Below are 21,408 nucleotides of genomic sequence, written 5' to 3' on the forward strand. Positions count from 1 at the left end.
CCCAGCGCCTCGGGCTGCTCGCGGTGGAATCTGTAGTTCAGTGCCATCGAGCGCGAGCCGGAATGAACCTTGTCGCGCTCTATACTGCAAGTGCCGGCGGGCGCAAACTGGAGAAAACCATGGGCATAGAACCGCTCTGGGCCGCGTCCGACCTTGCCCATGTTTCCCGAAAGCCGCCACCAATCCGCCTCGTGAACCGAGGTCTCCAGCTCTTGCGAGAAGCGGCAAGTTCGCTGGTCAGGGAGCGAGCCCTGGGTTCTAAGATACTGAATGTAGCCATAATGCGTGTATTCATCCGCACCGAGCCACGCAGGTATCAGCACGGCAAGCAAAGCGCCATTCACAAGATTGATCGCCACAAGAAGCAACAGGAGAACTAGCCCAGCTCTGTCTCTAACCATTAGCCACCCACGTTACCACTTGCATCGATGCAGATTGCGCCGTGAGTCGCAACTTGGCCAGGATGGTTGACCCGGGCACAGCGCTCGGCGCAGGCTGCGAACCGCCTACAAATCTATGGCTGAACATCAACGCCGTCTTGCCCGCAATCGTTTGAGTTTATCAAACACAAGCTTTGCGAAGGCGACCGGCCCCTCATGGAGCAAGACCTCCTTAGCCACAGCCAGCCCGAACTTGACGCGGCTTGAACGCCTCGGCGCAGCCTGCTGACTGGCGGCACCAAACGCCGCCGAGACCTCCTCCACAAGCGACTGCATCTTCTCCACGCTCGGCTCCCACCTGAATCGCCTGCTGCTCACCTTCGCACGCTCCGACATCTGCGAAATGAGGTCGCGACGGTTGGCGAGTTGTCTAATCGTTCTATCGAACTGGGCCTCGTTGTCCACTAACACGCCTGCGCCTGTTCCGCCAAGCAGCTCTTCGTGCGCCCCACGGCGCATCACCACACAGGGCGTGCCCTGAAACTGCGCCTCGAAGAGCGGCAGGTCAAACCCCTCCCAGAGCGACATCGAGACGAAAAGGTCGGCCGCGGCCAGCACCAGGGCGACCTTCTCTTCAGGGATATTCAACATTGGGATAACACCCATATCTATAAGCTGCTTCTCGGTTGTCGTATCGGCCCTTCCCGCAAGCATGAGCTTAACGTGGGGCGTGTCGCTGTTGATGCGACGCCAGACCTCGATGAGCCTATCGACCGACTTGTAGGGCTGCCTTTGCCCGTCGAGATCGATCCGGCCAACGAAAGTGATGAGAAAATCCGCGCCCGAGATGCCGATCTTCTCACGAAACGCCTCGGCCGCGACTTTTCCGATGAGCGGATAGTGGTCGCAGCCGTTATGGATTATCTTCGTCTTGCTCCGGGCCTGTCTCGGCAGCTGCGAGGCGATGAACCGCGAGATGGCCACCACCCTGTCATAGGGCCTGATTACGCTGAAAACTCGCTCTCGCTTCGTGAGGCAAGCTAGCCTAACTGACAGCGACATCTCTTTTGGGAATAACTCAGGAGACGGAGTCCCGTGCTCCACAAATATCACCGGCCCCGGCAAGCTATCTCGCCAGTAGTAGAACGGCAGCGACTCGAGTATCCAAACGTCAATCCGCCGCCGCTTGAGTGAGCCAATTGCATGTTCGAAGAACTCCTGCGAGAAAACGTCCGACAATCTCTCGCTCTCAGCGAGTGGCACAATCTCGTAGTTGACGGACTTATTGTAGATAGCGTCCACCGCCCCCGTGAACACAGTAACATCGTAGCCACGCCTCGACAGGCCACTTGCTGTCTGGTGAACGACCAGGTCAACCCCGTAGCCCAGCTTCATCCGCTCGGTCAAAATGCCCACCGTGGGCCTCCGTAACCCCGCCTCCTTCCGACGATCGTCGCTGCCTTGCTCGGCCTGGAGGACGAGGTGAGTCTTGACTATCGTGGAGATGATAACCTCTGCCTCCTCCCTTGACGTGGAGAATCTCTCGCAGAGTCGCTTAAGAACGTTCTGCCGGTTGATATTCTCAAGCGCGAAAAGAAAGGCCGGGTCGAGAAAGAACGAGGAGCCGTCTGCGCGAACGACTTCGCGGTGAGTCTTGCCCGAGACCATCTCCAAACGGTCTGTGATTGTGCAGTTGAGCCTGAAGAACATGATCACTATTCGTCGGAAGAGGAGATGTGTAACAACCTGGCCAGTCTCTTTAGGCCGCGGTATGAGCGAAAGCCAAACGACGCCTCGATCTTGTCCAGCTGCGCTCTGAGCCGCCCACGTTCACCCTCAACCTCCCCAAGACTGTCTCGCAAATCCTCGAGCTCGCTCTGCATTAGCGCGATTGCGTCGGCATGCTCGCCCTGAAGTGCTGCCATGGTCTCCTGTAGCTCACTTATCCGCTCCTGATGCGCAATGATGTCATCTTTTCTTGCCTCCGCCAGCGTCTCGAAGCGCCTCACCAGACCGTCTTTCTCCGTGATGGATGCCTCAGCTCGCTCGAGCATCGCGTCTCGGTCGGCGATCGACTGAAGCGCGTCCGAGATTACGTCCTCTTTCTCAGCGAGCACCCGGTCACGCTCCTTGATGTCTGCGTCTTTAACTAGAGCCGCAGCGATAGCGTCCGCGGGCTGCTTCTTTAGCTTGGCGAGTTCCTCGTCCAGCCGCGCAATCTCCTCCGAGCGGTCCTTCAGAGCACCTTCAAGGCCCTGGATGTGCTTCCGGTCCGCTGCCCGTGCCAAGTGAAGCCTATCTAGCTCCTCGCAAAACCGTTCCTGAACCGATCTCATCTGCTCGTTGACAAGCGGGCCGGGCCGCTCCTCTCCCAAGACTTTGCCAAGTCCAAAGGACTCCACAAGCGTCTTCTCAACCGCGAAGTAGCGACTGTTGAAAAACGACGGAAAGAAGAAGCCGGGAAAGCGATTCAGAATCTCATCGTCCCCTCGCCGCCTAAGGCCTTGGCAATCAGCACGCGATTTTAGTATCTCTTTCAGGTGTGAGGCGACGTTCAGCACGGCCAGCGGCCCCGCAAGCGCGCTCGAGGGCACGCACACCTCGCCGCCAAGCGAGTTGAGGACGTCTAGCACATCGCTGATCTTGCCCTTCGCAGCGTCAAAGAGTGCGTTCTTGCGCAGCAGCGCGTCCTGAGCTCGCAGGACGAGCCGAGCTGGGTTCATAAAGAGCGATGCGGAAAGAACTCGCCCGAGGTTCTGTTCCTGAAGGTTTTTGAGAACAAAAGTGAGCGCGTTTTTCTCTGCCAGAAAGGCCATTGCAGCATCCGATAAGAATCTGGCTGCCGTCCCATGGTGGACGTGATAGCCGACCGTCTTCCTTGTCAGCAGCACGCAATAGCCCGAAAGCCAAAAGCGATACCCAAGATCGACGTCCTCGAAATAGGCGAAGAACGACTCGTCGAATCCGCCAACATGCAAGAACGCCTGGCGATCAACGACCATCGCTCCCCCACACGCAAAGGCCGTCTCTTCCGTCAGTTCAAGGTCTTTGTCAGCCTCCGCATTTAGCGGGCTGCCAAAACGAACCTGCTGGCCAAAGCCGTAGAAGTTCACCGTGCCGCCGTCGAAATCGATCTTGGCTCCATCCTTGCTGAGAAGCCTACTCCCCACGCACGCTACATCCTTTTCGCTACCAAAGAGCGGCAGTATCGCCAGAAGCCAGCCCGGCGCCAGCACAACGTCCGTGTTCACGAACGCAACGAACCGGGACTCTGCCGCCTCCGCGCCCTGATTGGCGGCCCGAGCAAAGCCGGCATTCTGTGCATTTTCAATCAGCTTGGCCGCCGGGAACTCGCTCTTGATGAGCGCCACAGAATCATCCTTGGAGCCGTTATCAACGACTATGACATCAGCATCCCCCTGCGACTGTATCGCCATGAGGCAATCATGAAGGTAGCGACTGCCGTTGAAGTTGATAACTACAAATGTTGTGTCTGTTTTCAATAGACGGCCCGCAAGGAGTTGAGGACAAACCACCATGTCGATCGGCGCCGCCAAAACAGCAGAACCGACCTCACTGAAACATTAGCTAGAGTATCGGCTCGCTTGTTGCCAGTCAAGGACGGAGGCTATTCCACAAGTCAGTGGTGCGTTTGCTCAGGACCGCTCACCCAAACATCATCCAGCTGTCTAGGCCAAATGCCCGAGGCCGCGACGCTTGAGCTCTTCCACCACAGTCCGGACCTCCTCTGTTCTATCCCTCTTGCAGATCAGAATCGCGTCATCCGAATCCACAACCACGACGTCCTCAACGCCCACCATCGCCACAAGACGCTTGTCCGAAAAGGCGATGCACCTATTGGAGCCAATTGATATGAACTCGCAGTTCGAGGCGCAGCCGGCCTCGTCGCTCTGCCAGATGCTCGCCAACGACTCCCAGCTGCCTACATCGTCCCAGCCCATGTCGGATTCGATGACGAGAACCTGCTCGGCCTTCTGCATGACGCCGTAGTCGATCGAGATGGGCTTCATCGCGGCGTAAGTCTCGGCAAGCCGCCTGTCAAACCCATCTTTGCCAAGGCCGGGCCTGAGGCTTTCAAGCGCAGAGCCAAGCTCGGGAAGCTGAATTGCTATCTCCTGAAGGACCCTCTCTGCCCGCCAGAAGAACATCCCTGCATTCCACAGGAAACTGCCGTCGGCAAGCATCTCGCGAGCATCCTCAAGCGATGGCTTCTCGACGAACTTGCTGACCTCAAAAACGTCGGGGCCTTCCATTTCTAGGTCATCGCAGCGCCGTGCTTTCTCGATGTATCCAAATCCCATGGAGGGCCGTTTAGGCGCTACCCCAACGGCAATAAGCGATTCGGGGCGCGCCTCGAGCTGCCGGGCGGCAAGCCTTATCACCTGCTCAAACCGGTCCCTATCGGCAACGACGTGGTCTGCTGGCATAACCGCCATTGTCGCATCCGGGCAGCGCTCGCGCAGAACGATAGCGGCGAGGCCGATGCACGGCGCTGTGTTCCTGCCCACAGGCTCAGCGATAATGTTTCCGGGCGGTATTAGAGGAAGGAGCTCGCTGACCGCATTTGCCTGCTCCGCCAGAGTGACGACTAGTATGTTTTTGGGGTCTATGACGCCTGAAATCCGCTCGACCGTTATCTCGAGCATCGTCTTGTCGCCGACCAACCGGAGGAGGTGCTTCGGCCTGTGCCTGCGACTCTGAGGCCAAAGCCGCGCGCCACACCCACCGGCCATGATTACGCCAAACATCGGCCCGCTCACTGTAAATCCTCCTTGCCAAGCCCCCAATGCACTATCCGTATCTTGAAGAGCCCAATGCCCATCTTTAATGGGTCCCTCAAGACGCGAACCTTCGTCTCCCTGTCGTCCGCCCAAGAAACAGGCACTTCAACGACTTTCAGCCCAAGTCTCCTAGCAAGAAACAGCTGCTCAACATCGAAAACAAAGCCCGACATGACCTGGCGTGAAGCTATCGCCTTCGCAGCTTTCCCTTTATACATCTTGAACCCACACTGGGTGTCGCGATAACCCCTAATAACAATCAGCGAAGTCAGCAACCCAAACAATAAACCCATGAGGCGCCTGTAAAACGGTTGGGGGTCAACCTCAGAATCCGGGAGGCGCCGCGAGCCGATCGCCACGTCGTATCCCCTGTCAAGCCACGAGGCGAGCTTATCGGCCTGACCAATGGGCGCAGAGAGGTCAGCGTCCGTAAAGAGGACACGCTCGCCCAGAGCGAGCTCGAGCCCGCGTGCTACGGAGAACCCCTTCCCAACGTTTGCAGCATTAGAGACGACCCGATATAGAACTTTGTCCGTTCGCTTAGCCACTGTCTCGCCAAACTCTCGAGCGAGAGAAAATGTTCTGTCGGTGCTGCCATCATCGACCACTATTATCTCGCTTGCGAGGTCTCGGGATACCAGGTAGTCAAGCACCGAGTGCAAGCCCCTCGGAAGCCGCCTTTCCTCGTTGTAGGCCGGAATCACGACGGACATACATGGGGCATCACTCATTCCTGTCATCAAACCGTTACCACATCGAACCTCTCAGGATGCAAGGCGGGATCGGCATTTATGAGCACGCGCTTATTAAACATCTTCTCGAACTCGATTATTATGTCCTTTGATTTAGTCTGAAGCATGTTCGCCACCGATGGGTGCGCCCGGACAAGTATCTCCTTTTGAGCCGAGAACTCCGCGACCCGGCGGATCTCACGCTGGACCTCGTAACAGATTGTCGTTCTCGACTTGATCCGACCGGTCCCCCTGCATAGCGGGCATTTCTCGCTGAGTATCCTCTCCAAGCTCTCTCTAACGCGCTTCCGCGTCATCTCGACAAGGCCCAGGCTCGATATCTCCGTGATCGAGGTCTTGCTGCGGTCTTTCTTGAGCTCAGCCGAGAGCGCCGCAAGAACGCGTTCCTTGTTCTTCTCACTCGCCATATCGATGAAGTCGATGATGATGATGCCACCCAGGTCCCGAAGCCTGAGCTGTCTTGCGAGCTCCTTTGCGGCCTCCAGATTGATATTCAGCAACGTCTCCTCGAGGCTCTCCTTGCCAACATACTTGCCTGTGTTCACGTCGATTGAGACAAGCGCCTCGGTCTGATCGATGACGAGAAATCCTCCTGAGCGCAGCCAGACCTTAGGACGCAATGCTCTTTGTATCTCGCTCTCTATCCCGTATTCGTCAAATATCGGCGTGTCCTTAACAAACAGCTTGATCCGATGTGCCATGCCCGGAAGCAACTCGTCCACGTATTCCACGCACTTCTGGTAGGTCTCCTCCGAATCGGTTACTACGCGCTCAACATCCGATGTGAAGAAGTCCCGGATCGTCCTGAGAATCGGGTCTGGCTCCTTGTAGATCAGGCTCGGTGCTGGCGCTGTGTCGCTTTTTCTGAGAATCTGCTGCCAGAGCTTCGTCAGGAACTCTATATCGGAGCGGAACTCCTCCTCTCCTTTACCAGCGGCGAGGGTGCGGATAATGATGCCAACACCCGAACGCCTAAGAGGCCCAACGATCTCTTTCAGACGCTTCCGCTCCTCCACGTCCTCGATGCGCCTAGAGATCGCCACGTGGTCCATCGACGGCTGTAAGACCGAAAACCTGCCGGCTAGCGAAATGAATGACGAGGCGCGAGCGCCCTTCGCCCCAATGGGATCCTTCGTGATCTGCACAGCTATTGTCTGCCCGGGCACAAGAAGCTGTTCAATTGATTGGTCAGACTTAGCCTTCACGTGGAAGCACTGCTCATCTGTCGCCCCAGCCTCCGCAGAACCCATCATCAGCCGCTCATACTCGTCCATCGTGTCATAGACGTCCGATACGTAGAGAAATACGTCGCGCTCCAGACCAACATTCACGAATGCAGCCTGCATGCCCGGCAGAACGCGCGTCACTCGCCCCTTGTAAACATTGCCAACCAGCGTCATGTTCTCGCGCCGTGCCACATAAAGCTCCACCAGTATGTCGTTTTCCATAATGCCGATACGGGTCTCACCGGCCTCGGCGTTGATGATTATCTTCCTATTCACTTGCCCGATTCCTGAACACTCTGGCGACTTCGCTCCTTGATCCGGTCGATCCTGGCCCGAGCCTGCTTGCTCCAAAGCGAGCCCGGATACTTCTCGATTATCTTCTCATAGACCCGGACTGCCTCGTCAAAATCGCCCTTGACCTCGTAGCACTCGCCAACGTTTGCCCTGGCGCTCGTCACCCATGGAACCGCCGCCTCCTGCGTATAACTGTAGGAAAGGTCAAGATACCTGAGAATCGCCTCATCGAACCGCCCCTGCTCCTGAAGCGTGTGCGCAAACCAGAACTGAGCCTCGACCGTGTATCGAGCCTGGCAGCTATCGTCGGAGATGACGATGGAAAGCGCTGACTGAGCCAACTTGAACTTACCCATCTTGCGAAGGTTATCACCGACCGCCACAAGCTCTTCGCACAACCCTTTCACATCGCCGTACTCCGTAACCAGCAACCCGTAGTAATCAATCGCGAGGTCCGAATCCCCGAGCCGCCGATACGCCTGACCCACGCGAAACAACAGCAGCGCCTCATCTCGCCGATTCTCGCGAACCGGATGGTTGAGCCGCTTGTAGCACTCTACGGCCTGCCTCGGCTTGTCCCGCTGGAACCAGATATCACCCAAAAGCGCTAGACTCTCCTGCTTGAGGCGAGGGGCTGCGGCTTGGTCAGAAACGACAGGAGACAGGGCATCCTCGGCCGCGCCCAGCTTCTTTCGTGCCATGCAAGCTCGAGCAAGCAGAAGCCTGGATGCGTAAAGCAGCTTGCTCTGGGGATTGATCCCGATCTGCTTACTCAGCAGCCGGCAAGCCTTTCCGAGCTTCCCCTCACTGAAAGCGACCTCAGCACGCTTGAACGTCTGCTCAACCCCTAAAAACGCCCCCGGCTCGTGCTCTCGAAACTCGGCAATTGAAACCACCGATTTGGCGAAGCTACCCTCCTGCATAAATGCCTTGCGCACCAATTCCTCCGCCACTGTCGCGAATGGCCAGCCAACATCAAGTGACCTCAATGCCTCCGCACAGCCCGCAGCGTCCCCTGGCCTCCCCTCGGCGGCGCTGCACTGGCACGCCTGCACATAGCAAAGCGAGGCCAGCTGCGGGTCGTCCATCTCGCGAGCAAGCTCCTTGAAACACTCGGCGGCCTTTCTGGCGTTCCCGCGTTCTTTCTTGAGGTAACAGTCCCAAAAACCAAGTATTCCTGTAAGGTTGCGGCCCAGGACGAATGACCTCCGGACCTCCGATATGAAGGATGAGCACTTCCCGAGCTGCCCAAGCGAGCGGCAGCCAAGTAACGTCCCTAAGATAACGTCCTGCGCGGGCTGTCGTTTGAGCAAGGCATTTCGCGAAGCCTCCAGGCTCTCAACGGCCTCCTTGGCGCTCCCTATCTTCGAGAGGGCGAGCCCCTTGACCATAAGCACCTCGCCGAGCCAAACCGAATTGGGATAGTCCTTCAGAAACTCGTCAGCCGCTGCATCACAGTTCTCGAACGCCTTGATCGCGTAAAAACTCCTGCAAAGCGCAAGCTGCGACCGCTGTGCCAGGTCAGGAGTCAGCCCCGCCCGCCGGGAGCCAAGAGAGTTCAGGACAGGAACCGCATCGATCGCCCGGCCGCACTCCAGCAACATCTCGCCGAGCTCAAAAGAAGCCTCAGCAGCGACGGGGCTGTCTGAGAATGAGTGCACAATTGACTTGTAGCGCTTGGCGGCCTCGTCGAAATCTGTCCGGATTCGGCCCGCCCTCGCCAGCATCAGGTAGCACTGCTCGATATGCGAGCCGAACGGCTCCTCAACTATGAGTTCCTCAAAGAGCTTCTCTGCCCTGCCGAGGTCCTTGGCCCCAACAAGAGCGCACGCAAGGCGGTAGCGGCACTCGTAACGCGCCTCGCTCCCAAGATTCATCGCAAGCATCTTCTCGTAGGTGGATGCGGCGGCAACGTGATCCTCCTTTTCCTCGAGCCATCTCCCGATTAGGCCCATGATGTGTTGCCTCTCCTCTCCACTAGGCGGATTGCCCTCGTCAAGGAGCTTCCTAAGCCCCGAGACGGCAAGATCATAATCGCCAAGAGCTGCCGCCTCCCATGACCTAACCACGCTGGTCGCGAGCCTGAGTTCAGGCTCCTTCCGAGACTGGTATTGGCCCAAAAGATCAGCAGCCCGCTGATAGTCTTCTTGCTTATAGACCGACCAGATCACTCCGAGCGACGAGGCAGTCGCCTGCTCGGCCGTTGGAAAGTCGCTGACGAGCGACGAGAATAGCTTCTCAGACTCCTTGAAATCGCTCGAGAGGTAATCCGTTACCGCCAGGTTGAAAAGAGCGCGTGCCCTCGCTTGGTCGCTCTTTACTTTTTTGCGGAGTGTCCTAAATGCCCTGCGCGACTCATCTAGCCGTGAGACCGACAGGAGGGATTCGGCATAGTGCTCGTAAAGCTGCTCGCCAAGCTGTGAGCCGTAGCCCTTCTTGAAAAGCTTAGCGTAGTTCGCAATCCCGTCCTCGAAACGCTCCTGTATGAACAATAGCTCGGCGAGCTTTGCCGTCGCGTCCTCGAACTGCTTGTCGCAACGCTTCTGCTCAAGAAGCCGTTTGAACGTCCCCTCAGCATCGGTGTAGTGCCCCATGCGCTGCTGATTGGTCCCCAAAAGAATCATCGCCTCGCACAGCCTCGCACCGTCAGTGAACTCGGTTACATATTGTTGGAGATACCTCGTCGCTTCCCTAAACTTCCCAAGGTTCTCCTGTGCATTGCCCGCGAGAAAAACAGCATCGGGCATGAATTGCCCCGAAGGAAACTGCTCCATCAGCTGCGCGAGCTGCTTGGCAGCGAGCTCGTATTGCCCATCCTCATAGAGGCGCAGCGCAAATTGATACATCGAGGCCTCATCCCTCGGGTACACTTGGGCCGTCAACGCTAGAAAGACAGCGACACATCCCAGCAGGCGAAAAACACTCGTACGTCGCAGGCTACGCATTCACTAGCACCCGCCTATCTTGAAATCGCTCAAAACCGATAAGACGCACTCATCCCATAATCGGGTTCAATCGACAGTTTATAGACACACGCGCTTCAGTCAAGGGAAGCGTTTAAGAAAGGGTCTGGCATTTGCACCCCTTCTAGTCGATAATCGAATCATGAAGAGCGTTTTTGAGCCAGCAAATGCTGATGATGCAGAAATGATTCCCTTGGCGGCAAGGGTGAGGCCCAAGTCGCTCGATGAGATAATCGGTCAGCAGCACCTTATCGGTCCAGGGAAGCCATTCAGGAAGCAAATTGAGCGGGACCAGATATTCTCCTTGATCCTGTGGGGACCTCCCGGCAGCGGCAAAACAACCCTCGCAATGCTCATGGCGAAAGAAACCAAGGCCGAGTTCGTCCGGCTAACGGCAGTCGGAGCGGGGGTCGCGGACGTCAGAAAAGTCATCGAGATGGCCGCACAGAGCAAATCGCTCTATCGGAGAAGGACTATCCTGTTCATCGACGAGGTCCACCGGTTCAACAAGGCCCAGCAGGACCGGCTGCTGCCCGCAGTGGAGGACGGCACGGTTATCCTCATAGGTGCAACGACCGAGAACCCATCCTACGAGGTCATACCACCCCTGCGCTCGAGGACGAGAACGTTCCTCCTCAAGCCGCTCAGTCGGGATGAGCTGCTTGCGGTTGTTGACCGCGCCCTCTTGATTGATGAGGCACTGCAAAGAGCGAACATAAAGATGGGCGATGACACAAAAAAGATGATAGCCGCGTTTTCTGGCGGTGATGCGAGACAGGCGCTTAACATACTTGAGATGTCGGTTGCCCTCGCCGAGAAGGGGGAGAACGGCACAGTAGTGACTACGGACGACGTCGCAAACGCCGTCCAAGAGCGTGCCGCGTACTACGACAAGGCCGGCGACAGGCACTACGATACGATCTCGGCGTTCATCAAGAGCGTCCGCGGCAGCGACCCTGACGCTGCGGTTCTGTGGCTTGCAAGAATGCTCCTAGCGGGCGAAGACCCCATATTCATCGCCAGGCGACTTTTGATTCTCGCCTCAGAGGACATCGGTAACGCTGATCCGATGGGCATCACGGTGGCGGCGAGCGCAGCAAAAGCGGTCGAGATAGTCGGGATGCCAGAGGCGAAGATCATCCTTGCGCAGGCAACGACATACCTCGCCACAGCGCCGAAGAGCAACGCCTCGTATCTTGCGATTGCGCGAGCGGAGGCATTGATAAAGAAGATGGGCGACAAGCTGCGGGTTCCATTACACCTGCGCGATAGCTCCTTTGCTGCGGCGAAGGATATCGGCTACGGCGTGGGCTACAAGTATCCGCATGATTTCAGAGGCCACTGGATCGATCAGGACTACCTTCCGGAGGAACTTGCGGACGTCCTGCTATATGACCCGTCGGGCATCGGCCACGAGGAACAGATATTGAAGCGCCTCGAGAAGATCAAGGCACTGAAGAGAAAGGCGAAAGGCGACAAGTGACGGGCAGCACCAGCCTGGGATTTGACGTGATGACAATAATTGGCTATGCTTGTTGTGGTTGAGGGTGCAGGCGTGTCCTTACGCGTTCCAATCTGATTGGGTATCAACGAAAGTGCCGTGCCTGGTCGCGACCTTCGCAGCAGTCGCGGATCACGGTTCTACTGGGTTAATGCGCTCGTAAAGAGATAGAGCAAGTTTTCGTCTTAGCAGGCGAGAATTGTGGAAAGAAAAGAACAGGTTGACATAATGGATTACCGTAACATCCTATTCGGTGTCAGTGAAGAACGCGGGGACAGGTATTCGTGAAACGTCGCCGGCAAACGCAATTGAAATTATGGTGAGGAAAGTCTTGTGACAGATGCTCTCGAGCCGGTCGAACTGGACCGGACAAAGGGATATTTCACTCCGTCAACAGTTGCGGAGTTCATGATATTAAACAGCGAAGTTCGAAAGGACGCTCGCATAATTGATCCAGCCGCTGGTGACGGGACTTTCATTCAAACGCTTCTCAGACGCGGGTACCGTCGAGTTTGGGGCATTGAGGTCATGGAGGACCGCGCCGCCGAACTACGCGAGCGCACGAAGGCTTGCAATGGATTCAGCATTCTATCCGGCGACGCGCTTGACCTGGCAACTCTCGGCAGCTGGGCGGTGGGGTCGTTCGACGTGGCGATCGGTAACCCTCCGTTTTCGTACCGGCGCTCGAAAATAAGCGACGAGAGAATCCTTGCCAACTTTGAGCTTGGCCGACCCAACCAGGCAGTAGAGATTCTATTCCTCGAGCGCTTCATACAGCTTGTCCGCCCAAGTGGGCTTATCAGGATCATTTTGCCGATGAATATCTTCGCCAATACCACGCTGCAATATGTGCGCGATTTCATTTTAGAGAACCTCTGGATTGAGGCGGTGGTTGGGTTGCCCAGACACACGTTCGGGGGCACATCGGCTAAGACGGCGATTCTGTTTGGCCAGAAGAGAGGGAAGAGCTGGGGCGTGCGTGGCGACCTCTGGAGCCAAAAACGCGTCAAGTTGGCGAGCATCCCGGATGTCAAGTCGCTGCCCGACCTTGCGGGGATGACAATAGATAGCCCAGATGAGGGCCTGCTGGCCAGTATGGTGGACATTCAGACCAGAATGGACCCCGATTATCACTTCGCGGGGGCAGGAACGTCCCGGATAGTTGAACGCTCAACGGTTCCCTTTGCACCGCTGGGTGAGCTGGCCGATGTGCACACAGGGTTCTTCAAGTACGGCGATACTGGCCATCTCGTGCATTCGTCGGTTCCGAGGAATAGGCTGGAAAGGGACAAGTACATTCGACTGCTCAAGGCTAAGAACCTCTCAATCTACGGGTTCAGGTTCGGCGTGGATGACTTCTTCATAAGGAAGGACGAGGAGCTCTTCAGGCCTTGGGCATGCCTCAACGTTGGCGACGTCATGGTTGTGCGAGTCGGGGCAGGCTGCGTGGGGCGAGCGACGTGCGTGATAGATGAGCAATACAACGGCCAAGCAGACGATTGGATGCTCATCGTCGAGCACAAACGCGTGAACCCCGCATATCTCGCATTCTACCTAAACAGCTCAATCGGCAGAGCATTTGTTATGAGAGAGGCGCAGGGAACAGGAACGCTTAGCATCAGCAAGGGCAAGCTCCTGAAAGTTCAGGTCCCGATGCTGCTTGAGAACGAGCAAAGCGAGCTCGAGGCCCAGGTCAAGAAAATGTATGAGGCACAACGCCTCGGGAAATTGGACAGAGCTAAATCGATCTTCTCCTCGCTCGAAAAAAGGCTCGAGCTACTTGTCCTTAAGCAATAGCCTTCACCGATCTCGCCTTACTACTTAGTCGGTTAGGTCTGAAGGTGATAACTGTCGCCGAAGCAAGCGGGCCCACGGTGAAGGCGAGCGCCGAAAAGGTTCTTCAGACGTGTCCTGGGCCGAGGTCCCACGTGCCCGTCTCCACCGATCCCGCCGGGCGACAAAGAGCTCGTCAACTCGCCGTACATCAAGGAATCCGCCAAATCGCGAGGTGAGCACATCTTCTTGCTGCGACAGCGGCCAGTACCTAGCATTGCCCTTACTGGCTGTCCAATAAGTCCGTTTCAACGGGGATGACGCAGCGGGGTATGCCACATGTAGGGGCAGGCCTTGTGTCTGCCCGAATATATAGATGGGCGGAGACAAGCCCCGCCCCTACGACTGCACACGGACTTATTGGACAGCCTCCTTAGTCTAGGGGATCGACCCCAGCCCGTCGGCAGGCTTGACACTATGAAATGGCGAGGAGTACAATGGCCGGTGAATAATCACAGGAGGAAAGTGTTATGGCTGAGAAAGACAGGACCCGCGAAGGGGCTGAGAAAAACGAGCCGGAGGCTGATAACGGGTTGCTAGAAAAGGATGAAGCGGACGCACAGGGCGAAGGTAATCTGGACGAAAGCGTTGAGCCTGAAATCGGCAGCAGTGAAGTAGAAGAACATTACAAGGGGCCGGTGAGGTATCACCTCACGTTAAGGGCTCGCGACCTATACCTCCTGGTGTTTGGCGCCGCACTGGTTATATTCGCCGCCTTCACGCTTGGAGCCATCGTCGGACGCTATTTGGGGCCCTATCCTAACCAGCAGGTTACGGCGGGGCTCGAGCGGCAGGACCTTTTCAACGAGGGAAAGGAACAGACAGTGGAGCCTACGCCCGACTCGACGCAGAAGCCGGCGCCAAGCCCCAGCATGAAGCACGAGGCAACCAGCAAACCCCAGAGCAGCTCGTCTGAGCCGTTTCACGTCCAAAAAGGCGAGAAGCTCTTGTCGCTGATTGCCACCCCAACCGAGTCTCCAAAGGCAACGCCGACACCACGAGCGAGGCGAACGCCGGTAGCCATCGCCACGGCCACGCCTAGTCCCAAGCCGACCGATAAGGCCCGCCAGGTCCCGAAAAAGGAGACGAAGACCACCGCCCGGGGGAAAACCCCAATCGGCAAGAAAGCCAGCAGCAGCGCCAAGAAGAGTTCCGTGAGTACCTATTACTCCGTTCAAGTTGGGGCCTTCAAGCGCCGAACGAACGCCCAGCGCGAAGTGAACAATCTCAAGCGTCTAGGATTTTACGGATGGATAAAACCACCCACCAAGCGTGTGCATTTCTATTGCGTTCTCGTCGGCAAGAAGAAGTCCGCCGCCGAGCGTGCCCCCCTCGTCAAAAAACTCAGAAAAGCCGGATATAAGAGCGTTCTGCTAAAAACATTTCACGAGATGCAATGAGTCTCAGGCCGCACCTGCCACCTTGGCTGCGGACCACATTCAGGTTCACGCCCGAGGTTCGCCAGACCAAGAGAATGCTCCGCAACCTCGTTCTGCACACTGTTTGTGAGGAGGCGCGATGTCCAAACATTGCGGAATGCTTCTCGCATGGGACTGCGACGTTCATGATTATGGGTAACGTGTGCATACGCAACTGCGCCTTTTGCGGCTGTCAGAAAGGCAGTCCAGAGAGCCTTGAGCCAATGGAGCCTATCAACGTGGCCCGCGCAACGAGGCAGCTGGGTCTTGGGCACTGCGTCGTTACGTCCGTCACGAGGGATGACCTGCACGACAAAGGAGCATCACATTTCGCACAGACGATTGAGGCGATAAGAGAGCTTAATCCGGACACGACCGTCGAGGTGCTAACGCCAGACTTTGCGGGCGAGCCCGAAGCCATCGAGGAGGTCGTCGAGGCGAGGCCGGATGTGTTCAACCACAACGTCGAGACAATTCCACGCCTCTATTCAAGCGTGCGGCCAGGGGCGGACTACGACATGTCGCTCGGCTTGCTCGCCATGGTGAAGCAGATGGACCCGAGCATTATTACGAAATCAGGGCTCATGGTTGGACTTTCCGAGACCATCAAAGAGGTCGAGGCAGTCTTTGCGGACCTCGCCTCGGCGGGCGTAGATGCTGTAACAGTCGGCCAGTACATGCAGCCCGCCCTTCGGAACGTTCAGGTCTCCAAGTACTACGAGCCGGATGCTTTTGACTATCTTGCTGAGCGAGGCAGGTCTTTGGGGATCAAACGTGTGCTCGCAGGGCCGCTCGTTAGAAGTTCCTACAAAGCAGCGGAGCTCATGAAAACGATTAGGAGCGAGTTTCCATGAATTGGAGGAAGGAATGATGAATCGAGCGACAATGTTGCTTGTTTGGGGCATGTTTGCGGTGCTGACGTCTCTCGATGTGGGGGCCACGAGCTACGTCTCCAGAGATTACTACAAGGTGGGCGACGATTGCACCTACCAGATACATGACCGAAGCATCGTTGGCGAGGTTGTCCTGGGCGTGAGCGGCCTCATCGGCGGCGACAACTGCGACGGCGAGCCAGGCGGGCTGCCATATATCATCGAATCGGACATCGTAGTCGAGCCCACTGCCGTGCTGCGTATCGAGCCGGGCGTTACGATCAAGTTCAAGGACGGACCCACGAACTTCACCGTCTATGGGACGCTGATTGCAGACGGTGTGCTCTTCACGAGCAACAGCATGCCACCATTTCCGCGCGACTGGTCTGGCATCAGGTTCTCAGGCCCCGGCGGCGCGCACAGTTCGCTTAGCAACTGCGTTTTCGAGTACGGAGGCGCAAGTCAGAATGACGTGCTTGCCCTTGTCCAGTGCGAGGACGGTGCGGACATCACCATCGAGAACTGCGAATTCAGGCACAGCGGGCTTTATGGCATTTTGGCCGACGGCGCCTCGCCGAAGGTCATCGACTGCACGTTTTACGGGTGCGAGAGGTTCCCGATCTATCAGCGCAGCCTCGACTCGTTCCCGGAGTATTACGGCAACGTGTTCATCGACAACGCTTACCGAGGCGTTCTTGTCGCCTCAGGCACGATCGAGCGATCGGGGACCTGGCAGAACCCGGGCATCCCCTACGTTGTGAGCCTATTCGGAGACATCGGGCTGCTCGAGATAGCCCAGGACGCGACGCTCACGCTCGAGCCGGGAACAACGGTCAAGTTCATCAGCCCAGAAGGGCGACTCGACGTTTATGGCGAGCTGCGTGCCGAGGGGAGACCGCTCCAACCTGTAACATTCACATCCTTCACCAACGACTGGGCTGGCGGCGATTCAAACGGAGACGGCGACAGTTCGGCGCCAGCGCCGGGCGACTTCGCCGGGATCAGGTTCCTTTCCGGCTCCTCTAATTCTTTCCTGTCCTGCTGTGCGGTGTCGTTTGCTGGCCAGGGCAGAGCCCCAAGCGCCTCAATCACTCTCTCGATCGGGGCCAACGTGCTCTTCAACACGTGTCTGATCGACCACTCGCTCGACACCGGCCTGAAGATGTCATCCGCCAATCCCGCCCTGCTCGGATGCTTCTTCATCAGCAACGAGATAGCGGTTCTATGCAAGAACGATTCAATGCCGTTGATCGACCACTGCTCCTTCTTTCAGAACAGCGAGTATGCCGTCAAGAACGAGAGTACAAGCACCGAAGTCCAGGCGCAAAACTGCTTCTGGGGCGATGAGACAGGGCCGGCCGACGCCTCCAACGATACCTCGACCGGTGGGCTTTACAACCCCAACGGACAGGGAGACCGCGTCTCGGACGGCGTCGATTACTCGGGCTTCCTTCAGGACGCATTCTGGGGCCCTACTTTCTCCATAAGAGCGAACAACACCACATTCGCGGTAGGCGACCATTTTGCTCTTTACGGGGCATACGCCAACCTTGAGGGGGAGCGCTCACTTGACGTCTATGTCGCGGTCCTTATGCCAACGCAGGACGTCATCTTCTACCCCACGTTTGGAACTGTTCCGAACGCGGTCTTTGTGACGCTGCCCGCACTGTCGTCGCTTCCAGAGTTCGAGCTCTTCGGCCTGCAAATACCGGGCGGCATCCCGCTGGGCGACTACTACGTATTCGCAGCGGGCTGCGACCTGGGCACCTTCGAGTTCGTGTCCAACGTAGCATATTCTCACTTCAGCATTTATTAGAGATGAGGGACTTGTCCACAGATTACACAGATGCCGCAGATTAGGATGAGAATTGAGCGGATTCTATCCACGACCAGAGAAGGTCTTGGACAGCCTGCAAGGGACACGATTCAGTTGTTGTGTTTTCTACTTCTGAAATCTGCGTAATCTGCGTAATCTGCGGACAGAAAAACTACTATCAATGAGCCTTTGGAAGCCTTCTGAGAAACCGATCGGCGAGTCGGGCGAGTCGCTGGCGGCCAAGTTTCTGCGGCAAGAGGGCCTGGAGATACTGGCGGTCAACTACTGGACGCGGGCCGGCGAGATAGACATCGTAGCCAAGGAGGGCGACACGCTCGTCTTCGTCGAGGTCAAAACACGCTCAACGACCTACGTGGCGCATCCAGAGCACGCGGTCACCAAGAAAAAGCAGCGAACAATTAACCGCGTGGCTGAGCAATACATGAAAAAGGCGGGCGTGCTGCACAAAGTGAACGCCCGTTTCGACATCGTCTCGGTCGTTAGGGATGAACAAGGCGATCTGAAGGTCGAGAACCATTTCCGAAGAGCATTCGAGGCACCGAAACGGTCGTATTGATAAGAGCGGGGACAGCCGCAACGTGTCCCCACACCCCTCCGCTGTTTCTGAGCTCTGCGCCGAGATAATGCCAGGCATTCTCTCACCCGCCGCCAACGACGAAGTCAAAGACTTCGTCATTCATTCGGTGCGGGCCAGCCATTCAGTCAGAGGGAATTGGGCCCAGCCGGGACGCATAAAGAAGTTCCTTTGTTTTGAGGAGGCCAAAGACGCAAGTCAGGGCGCTGGCCAGCTTGAACTGTTGCCCCTTTCGAGGCGCTGAAATAAAGCGAGCGCAATCAACAGATCAGCCCGCCTCACCGATCAATCTTGTTGGCAACCGATTCTGTAATTCATTTGCGCAGCATGATAGTTTAGGATGCTAATATGACTTTGTGGCTTTGTTTGCTTCATATTTCAGATGATTGTTCCTTAGCTTGGAGCCATAGATCGTGATAAAGCGTGACCCTCTTGCAGCATATCGAGCCAAGCGTGACCTCGGGAAGACGCCCGAGCCGCTCGGGGGTGAGAAACACGATGGCGCTCCGGTCTTCGTGGTTCAGAAGCACGATGCGAGCCATCTGCACTACGACCTTCGGCTCGAGATCGGCGGCGTGCTGAAATCCTGGGCTGTCCCGAAAGGCCCGTCGCTGGACCCGAAGGTGAAGCGGCTGGCGATCCCGACGGAGGACCATCCGCTTGACTACGCCGACTTCGAGGGCGTCATTCCCGAGGGGGAGTATGGGGCCGGCACGGTCATGGTTTGGGATATTGGGACCTATCGCAATCTGAAATCGGAGACCCAAGAGGCCCATTCAATTGACGAAAACTACGAACAAGGGCATCTCGAGATATACCTTGACGGGAAGAAGCTCAAGGGGGCCTTCACGATGGTCCGGACCAAACGAGGCGGCGCAAAGCCACAGTGGCTTCTATGGAAGAAGAAGGATGACTTCGCAGATACTGGCCACGACATTTTGATTGATGAGCCCAATTCCGCCGTCACCAGGCGGAGTCTTGGGCAAATAGCTGCCCAGAAGGGCGACCAGTAACCCCTGGGTGCGTGAAGGGGGCGGAATAGGACCCGCAGTCGAACGCCTTCGCGTTTGCTGCGAGCGCATGACGCATTCAGGGATTTGGCCAGTCATGCTATTCACGACCCAACTTCTCGCTTGAAGAGAAGGAAAACATCCTTCGTGTAACCGGAGCCCTGCGCTGTAACAAAAGACGTTACGAGCTCCCAATCTTCCGAGCCCAGCACGTTGATCGACCTCTCCAGTTTAGCCTGGTTGATTTTCCCCCCAGAGAATCCAGTGGCCGCTAGTTTAAGCGTCTTGTACTCCCACTTCATCGCAATCTCCTTTGATGATTCGTGCTCCTGGGGCACTCGTCTGATTAATGACCATCAATCCGCACGATCGGCTCAATAAAGCACAAAGCGGCCAATGTGGCAACTCGTTATCTCGACTTCAGGCTACCAATATCCCTTCATTTGACATGCTAGCCAAGTGCAAATACCTTTGCTCTGCCTAGATTGGCAACAAAACATACTGGGAAGGAGCAGAGATGAGAGGGGTTGATGAGAGTCTAAGAGCCGGGATCTCGCTGCCGGATGGCGTTGCCTATCTGAACTGGGCTTCTCAGGGCATCATTCCTAACGCCTCGCTTGAGGCGATGATGTCGATTCTGAAGCTGCGCGGCCGAACGGACGTCGATATTGCTGGGTGTGAGTTCGAGGCGGCGGACCGTGCAAGGGCGCTTTCGGCGAGACTCATCGGCGCCTCGCCCGCGGAGATCTGCCTTACCACAAGCACTTCTGTTGGGATCAACATCGCCGCGCAGGCTATTCCTTTCGAGCCGGGCGACGAGGTCCTGCTCCTGGACGTGGAGTTTCCGACTAACGTCGTGCCCTGGCGCAACTTGGAGAGAAGAGGCGTTAAGGTCAGAACTATGAGCATTGCTGACCGCTTTCCAAGCCCTGAGCTGCTCGAGGCGCAGATGGGGCCCAGAACGAGGGCAATTTCAGTCTCCTTCGTCCAGTTTCACGACGGGTTCAGGAACGGTCTGGCAACAATTGGCTCTATTTGCCGCAGTCGGGGCATCTATTTCGTCGTGGACGCCATGCAGGGCCTCGGCGTTTGCCCCTTGTCTGTGAACGAGATCAACGCTCATTTCGTTGCTACGGGAGGCACAAAGTGGCTCGTGTCGCCTTACGGGACTGGGTTCTGCTACATCAGGCAGGACGTTCTCGATCGCATCGCTTGGCTGCCCGCACAGGGCTGGCTCGCGTTTGAATACCTTGGCCACGATTTTTCACAGATAATCAACGTGGAGCGAAGACTGCTGCCCGGCGCGAGAAGGTTCGAGGTCGGCACGCTTCCCTGGCACGATTTCGCTGGCTTTGATGTCTCGGTTGAGCTCTTGCTACAAGTCGGAATAGAGGCCATCTACGCTCACGTTGCAGGCCTATATGATAGGCTCGTGGAGGGACTTAGCAGCATCCCAAACATAAGCGTCAAAAGCTGCCTCGAGCCGACGGCGAGGTCGGGCATTTTGAGTATCTCGTCGCCCGACCCCGGAAGGCTGTGTGAGTTCCTAAAAGGGCAAGGTGTGTTCGTGTCTCATCGTGAGGGCGCCATCAGGGTCGCTATCCACGGCTTCAACAACGAGGAGGACATCGACCGCCTGCTTGCGGCAACTGAGACCTTTGTGAAGCGATGATAACCATCTTTTTTCCGTTGAATTGACTTGCCCAAAGTCCTCGGCTGCATCATAGTGCGGATGATCTTATTGGAGTGCGCCCGTAGCTCAGTTGGATAGAGCGTCGGACTTCGAATCCGCAGGTCGGGGGTTCAAGTCCCCCCGGGCGCGCTTTGTATCTTCGGACCGATTCCTACATTTACGGGACACCGAGGCGTTGATATGAGACCGTGCGGGTGACAATCGGCTCGAAAGCGTCATGCGAGAGTGGCGGAACTGGCAGACGCGCTGGACT

The 21,408-nt window shown here is 56.8% G+C and carries 16 protein-coding genes and 1 tRNA gene; 9 read left to right on the top strand and 8 right to left on the bottom strand.

All coding sequences use genetic code 11. The features are described 5' to 3' along the window. From VM163_01840 to VM163_01870, 7 genes are all read right to left on the bottom strand, one after another. A partial coding sequence (locus tag VM163_01840; protein HUT02617.1) for a hypothetical protein occupies positions 1-401 on the bottom strand: 401 nt, incomplete at its 3' end. A gap of 126 nt (positions 402-527) precedes the next feature. Continuing rightward, the gene (locus tag VM163_01845) at positions 528-2,090 is read right to left on the bottom strand and encodes a glycosyltransferase family 4 protein (GenBank protein ID HUT02618.1); all 1,563 of its coding nucleotides are present in this window, start codon (positions 2,088-2,090) and stop codon (positions 528-530) included. Between the two features lie 5 nt (positions 2,091-2,095). Next, complete coding sequence (locus tag VM163_01850) at positions 2,096-3,883, bottom strand: glycosyltransferase (protein HUT02619.1); 1,788 nt, start codon at positions 3,881-3,883, stop codon at positions 2,096-2,098. A 186-nt stretch (positions 3,884-4,069) separates the two neighbouring features. After that, positions 4,070-5,161 (bottom strand): mannose-1-phosphate guanylyltransferase, encoded by a 1,092-nt coding sequence (locus VM163_01855; GenBank protein ID HUT02620.1) that lies wholly within the window; start codon positions 5,159-5,161, stop codon positions 4,070-4,072. Then, complete coding sequence (locus tag VM163_01860) at positions 5,158-5,913, bottom strand: dolichyl-phosphate beta-glucosyltransferase (protein HUT02621.1); 756 nt, start codon at positions 5,911-5,913, stop codon at positions 5,158-5,160. Before VM163_01860 ends, VM163_01855 begins: the two co-directional genes overlap by 4 nt. 8 nt (positions 5,914-5,921) lie before the next feature. Beyond that, entirely contained in the window at positions 5,922-7,436 is a 1,515-nt protein-coding gene (locus tag VM163_01865) for an Rne/Rng family ribonuclease (protein HUT02622.1), read from the bottom strand. Continuing rightward, positions 7,433-10,300, bottom strand: coding sequence for a tetratricopeptide repeat protein (locus VM163_01870; protein ID HUT02623.1), 2,868 nt, complete (start codon positions 10,298-10,300; stop codon positions 7,433-7,435). The genes VM163_01865 and VM163_01870 overlap by 4 nt, the downstream gene beginning before the upstream one ends. A gap of 259 nt (positions 10,301-10,559) precedes the next feature. Between VM163_01870 and VM163_01875 the strand changes: the two genes are divergently transcribed. The 7 genes from VM163_01875 to VM163_01905 all read left to right on the top strand — a co-directional run bounded on the left by VM163_01875 (position 10,560) and on the right by VM163_01905 (position 19,465). Then, positions 10,560-11,900: a replication-associated recombination protein A gene (locus VM163_01875; GenBank protein ID HUT02624.1), complete on the top strand. Its 1,341-nt coding sequence runs from the start codon at positions 10,560-10,562 to the stop codon at positions 11,898-11,900. Between the two features lie 351 nt (positions 11,901-12,251). Continuing rightward, positions 12,252-13,715 carry an N-6 DNA methylase gene (locus VM163_01880; GenBank protein ID HUT02625.1) on the top strand — a complete coding sequence of 488 codons (1,464 nt, stop codon included), beginning with the start codon at positions 12,252-12,254 and terminating at the stop codon, positions 13,713-13,715. Positions 13,716-14,221: 506 nt separating this feature from the next. Then, positions 14,222-15,151, top strand: a complete 930-nt coding sequence (locus VM163_01885) for an SPOR domain-containing protein (GenBank protein HUT02626.1) — start codon at positions 14,222-14,224, stop codon at positions 15,149-15,151. Continuing rightward, complete coding sequence (gene lipA / locus VM163_01890; protein ID HUT02627.1) at positions 15,148-16,023, top strand: lipoyl synthase; 876 nt, start codon at positions 15,148-15,150, stop codon at positions 16,021-16,023. Before VM163_01885 ends, lipA begins: the two co-directional genes overlap by 4 nt. 13 nt (positions 16,024-16,036) lie before the next feature. Beyond that, positions 16,037-17,857 carry a right-handed parallel beta-helix repeat-containing protein gene (locus VM163_01895; GenBank protein ID HUT02628.1) on the top strand — a complete coding sequence of 607 codons (1,821 nt, stop codon included), beginning with the start codon at positions 16,037-16,039 and terminating at the stop codon, positions 17,855-17,857. 181 nt (positions 17,858-18,038) lie between these two features. Next, complete coding sequence (locus tag VM163_01900) at positions 18,039-18,434, top strand: YraN family protein (protein HUT02629.1); 396 nt, start codon at positions 18,039-18,041, stop codon at positions 18,432-18,434. Positions 18,435-18,865: 431 nt separating this feature from the next. Further along, complete coding sequence (locus VM163_01905; GenBank protein HUT02630.1) at positions 18,866-19,465, top strand: DNA polymerase ligase N-terminal domain-containing protein; 600 nt, start codon at positions 18,866-18,868, stop codon at positions 19,463-19,465. A gap of 101 nt (positions 19,466-19,566) precedes the next feature. On the opposite strand, the gene VM163_01910 is transcribed toward VM163_01905, so the two are convergent. Next, positions 19,567-19,764, bottom strand: a complete 198-nt coding sequence (locus tag VM163_01910) for a DUF4177 domain-containing protein (protein HUT02631.1) — start codon at positions 19,762-19,764, stop codon at positions 19,567-19,569. Between the two features lie 215 nt (positions 19,765-19,979). Between VM163_01910 and VM163_01915 the strand changes: the two genes are divergently transcribed. Continuing rightward, entirely contained in the window at positions 19,980-21,134 is a 1,155-nt protein-coding gene (locus VM163_01915) for an aminotransferase class V-fold PLP-dependent enzyme (protein HUT02632.1), read from the top strand. 76 nt (positions 21,135-21,210) lie between these two features. Next, positions 21,211-21,284: transfer RNA gene (locus VM163_01920), tRNA-Arg, on the top strand. Positions 21,285-21,408: the final 124 nt, after the last annotated feature.

This window comes from bacterium (assembly GCA_035527515.1).
Lineage (GTDB): Bacteria > B130-G9 > B130-G9 > B130-G9 > B130-G9 > B130-G9.

Bases quoted from the DNA above. Each gene is read 5' to 3' on its own strand.
- VM163_01845 (HUT02618.1), bottom strand. From the start codon at position 2,090: ATGTTCTTCAGGCTCAACTGCACAATCACAGACCGTTTGGAGATGGTC.
- VM163_01860 (HUT02621.1), bottom strand. From the start codon at position 5,913: ATGAGTGATGCCCCATGTATGTCCGTCGTGATTCCGGCCTACAACGAG.
- VM163_01870 (HUT02623.1), bottom strand. From the start codon at position 10,300: ATGTATCAATTTGCGCTGCGCCTCTATGAGGATGGGCAATACGAGCTC.
- VM163_01875 (HUT02624.1), top strand. From the start codon at position 10,560: ATGAAGAGCGTTTTTGAGCCAGCAAATGCTGATGATGCAGAAATGATT.
- VM163_01885 (HUT02626.1), top strand. From the start codon at position 14,222: ATGGCTGAGAAAGACAGGACCCGCGAAGGGGCTGAGAAAAACGAGCCG.
- lipA (HUT02627.1), top strand. From the start codon at position 15,148: ATGAGTCTCAGGCCGCACCTGCCACCTTGGCTGCGGACCACATTCAGG.
- VM163_01895 (HUT02628.1), top strand. From the start codon at position 16,037: ATGATGAATCGAGCGACAATGTTGCTTGTTTGGGGCATGTTTGCGGTG.
- VM163_01900 (HUT02629.1), top strand. From the start codon at position 18,039: ATGAGCCTTTGGAAGCCTTCTGAGAAACCGATCGGCGAGTCGGGCGAG.
- VM163_01910 (HUT02631.1), bottom strand. From the start codon at position 19,764: ATGAAGTGGGAGTACAAGACGCTTAAACTAGCGGCCACTGGATTCTCT.
- VM163_01915 (HUT02632.1), top strand. From the start codon at position 19,980: ATGAGAGGGGTTGATGAGAGTCTAAGAGCCGGGATCTCGCTGCCGGAT.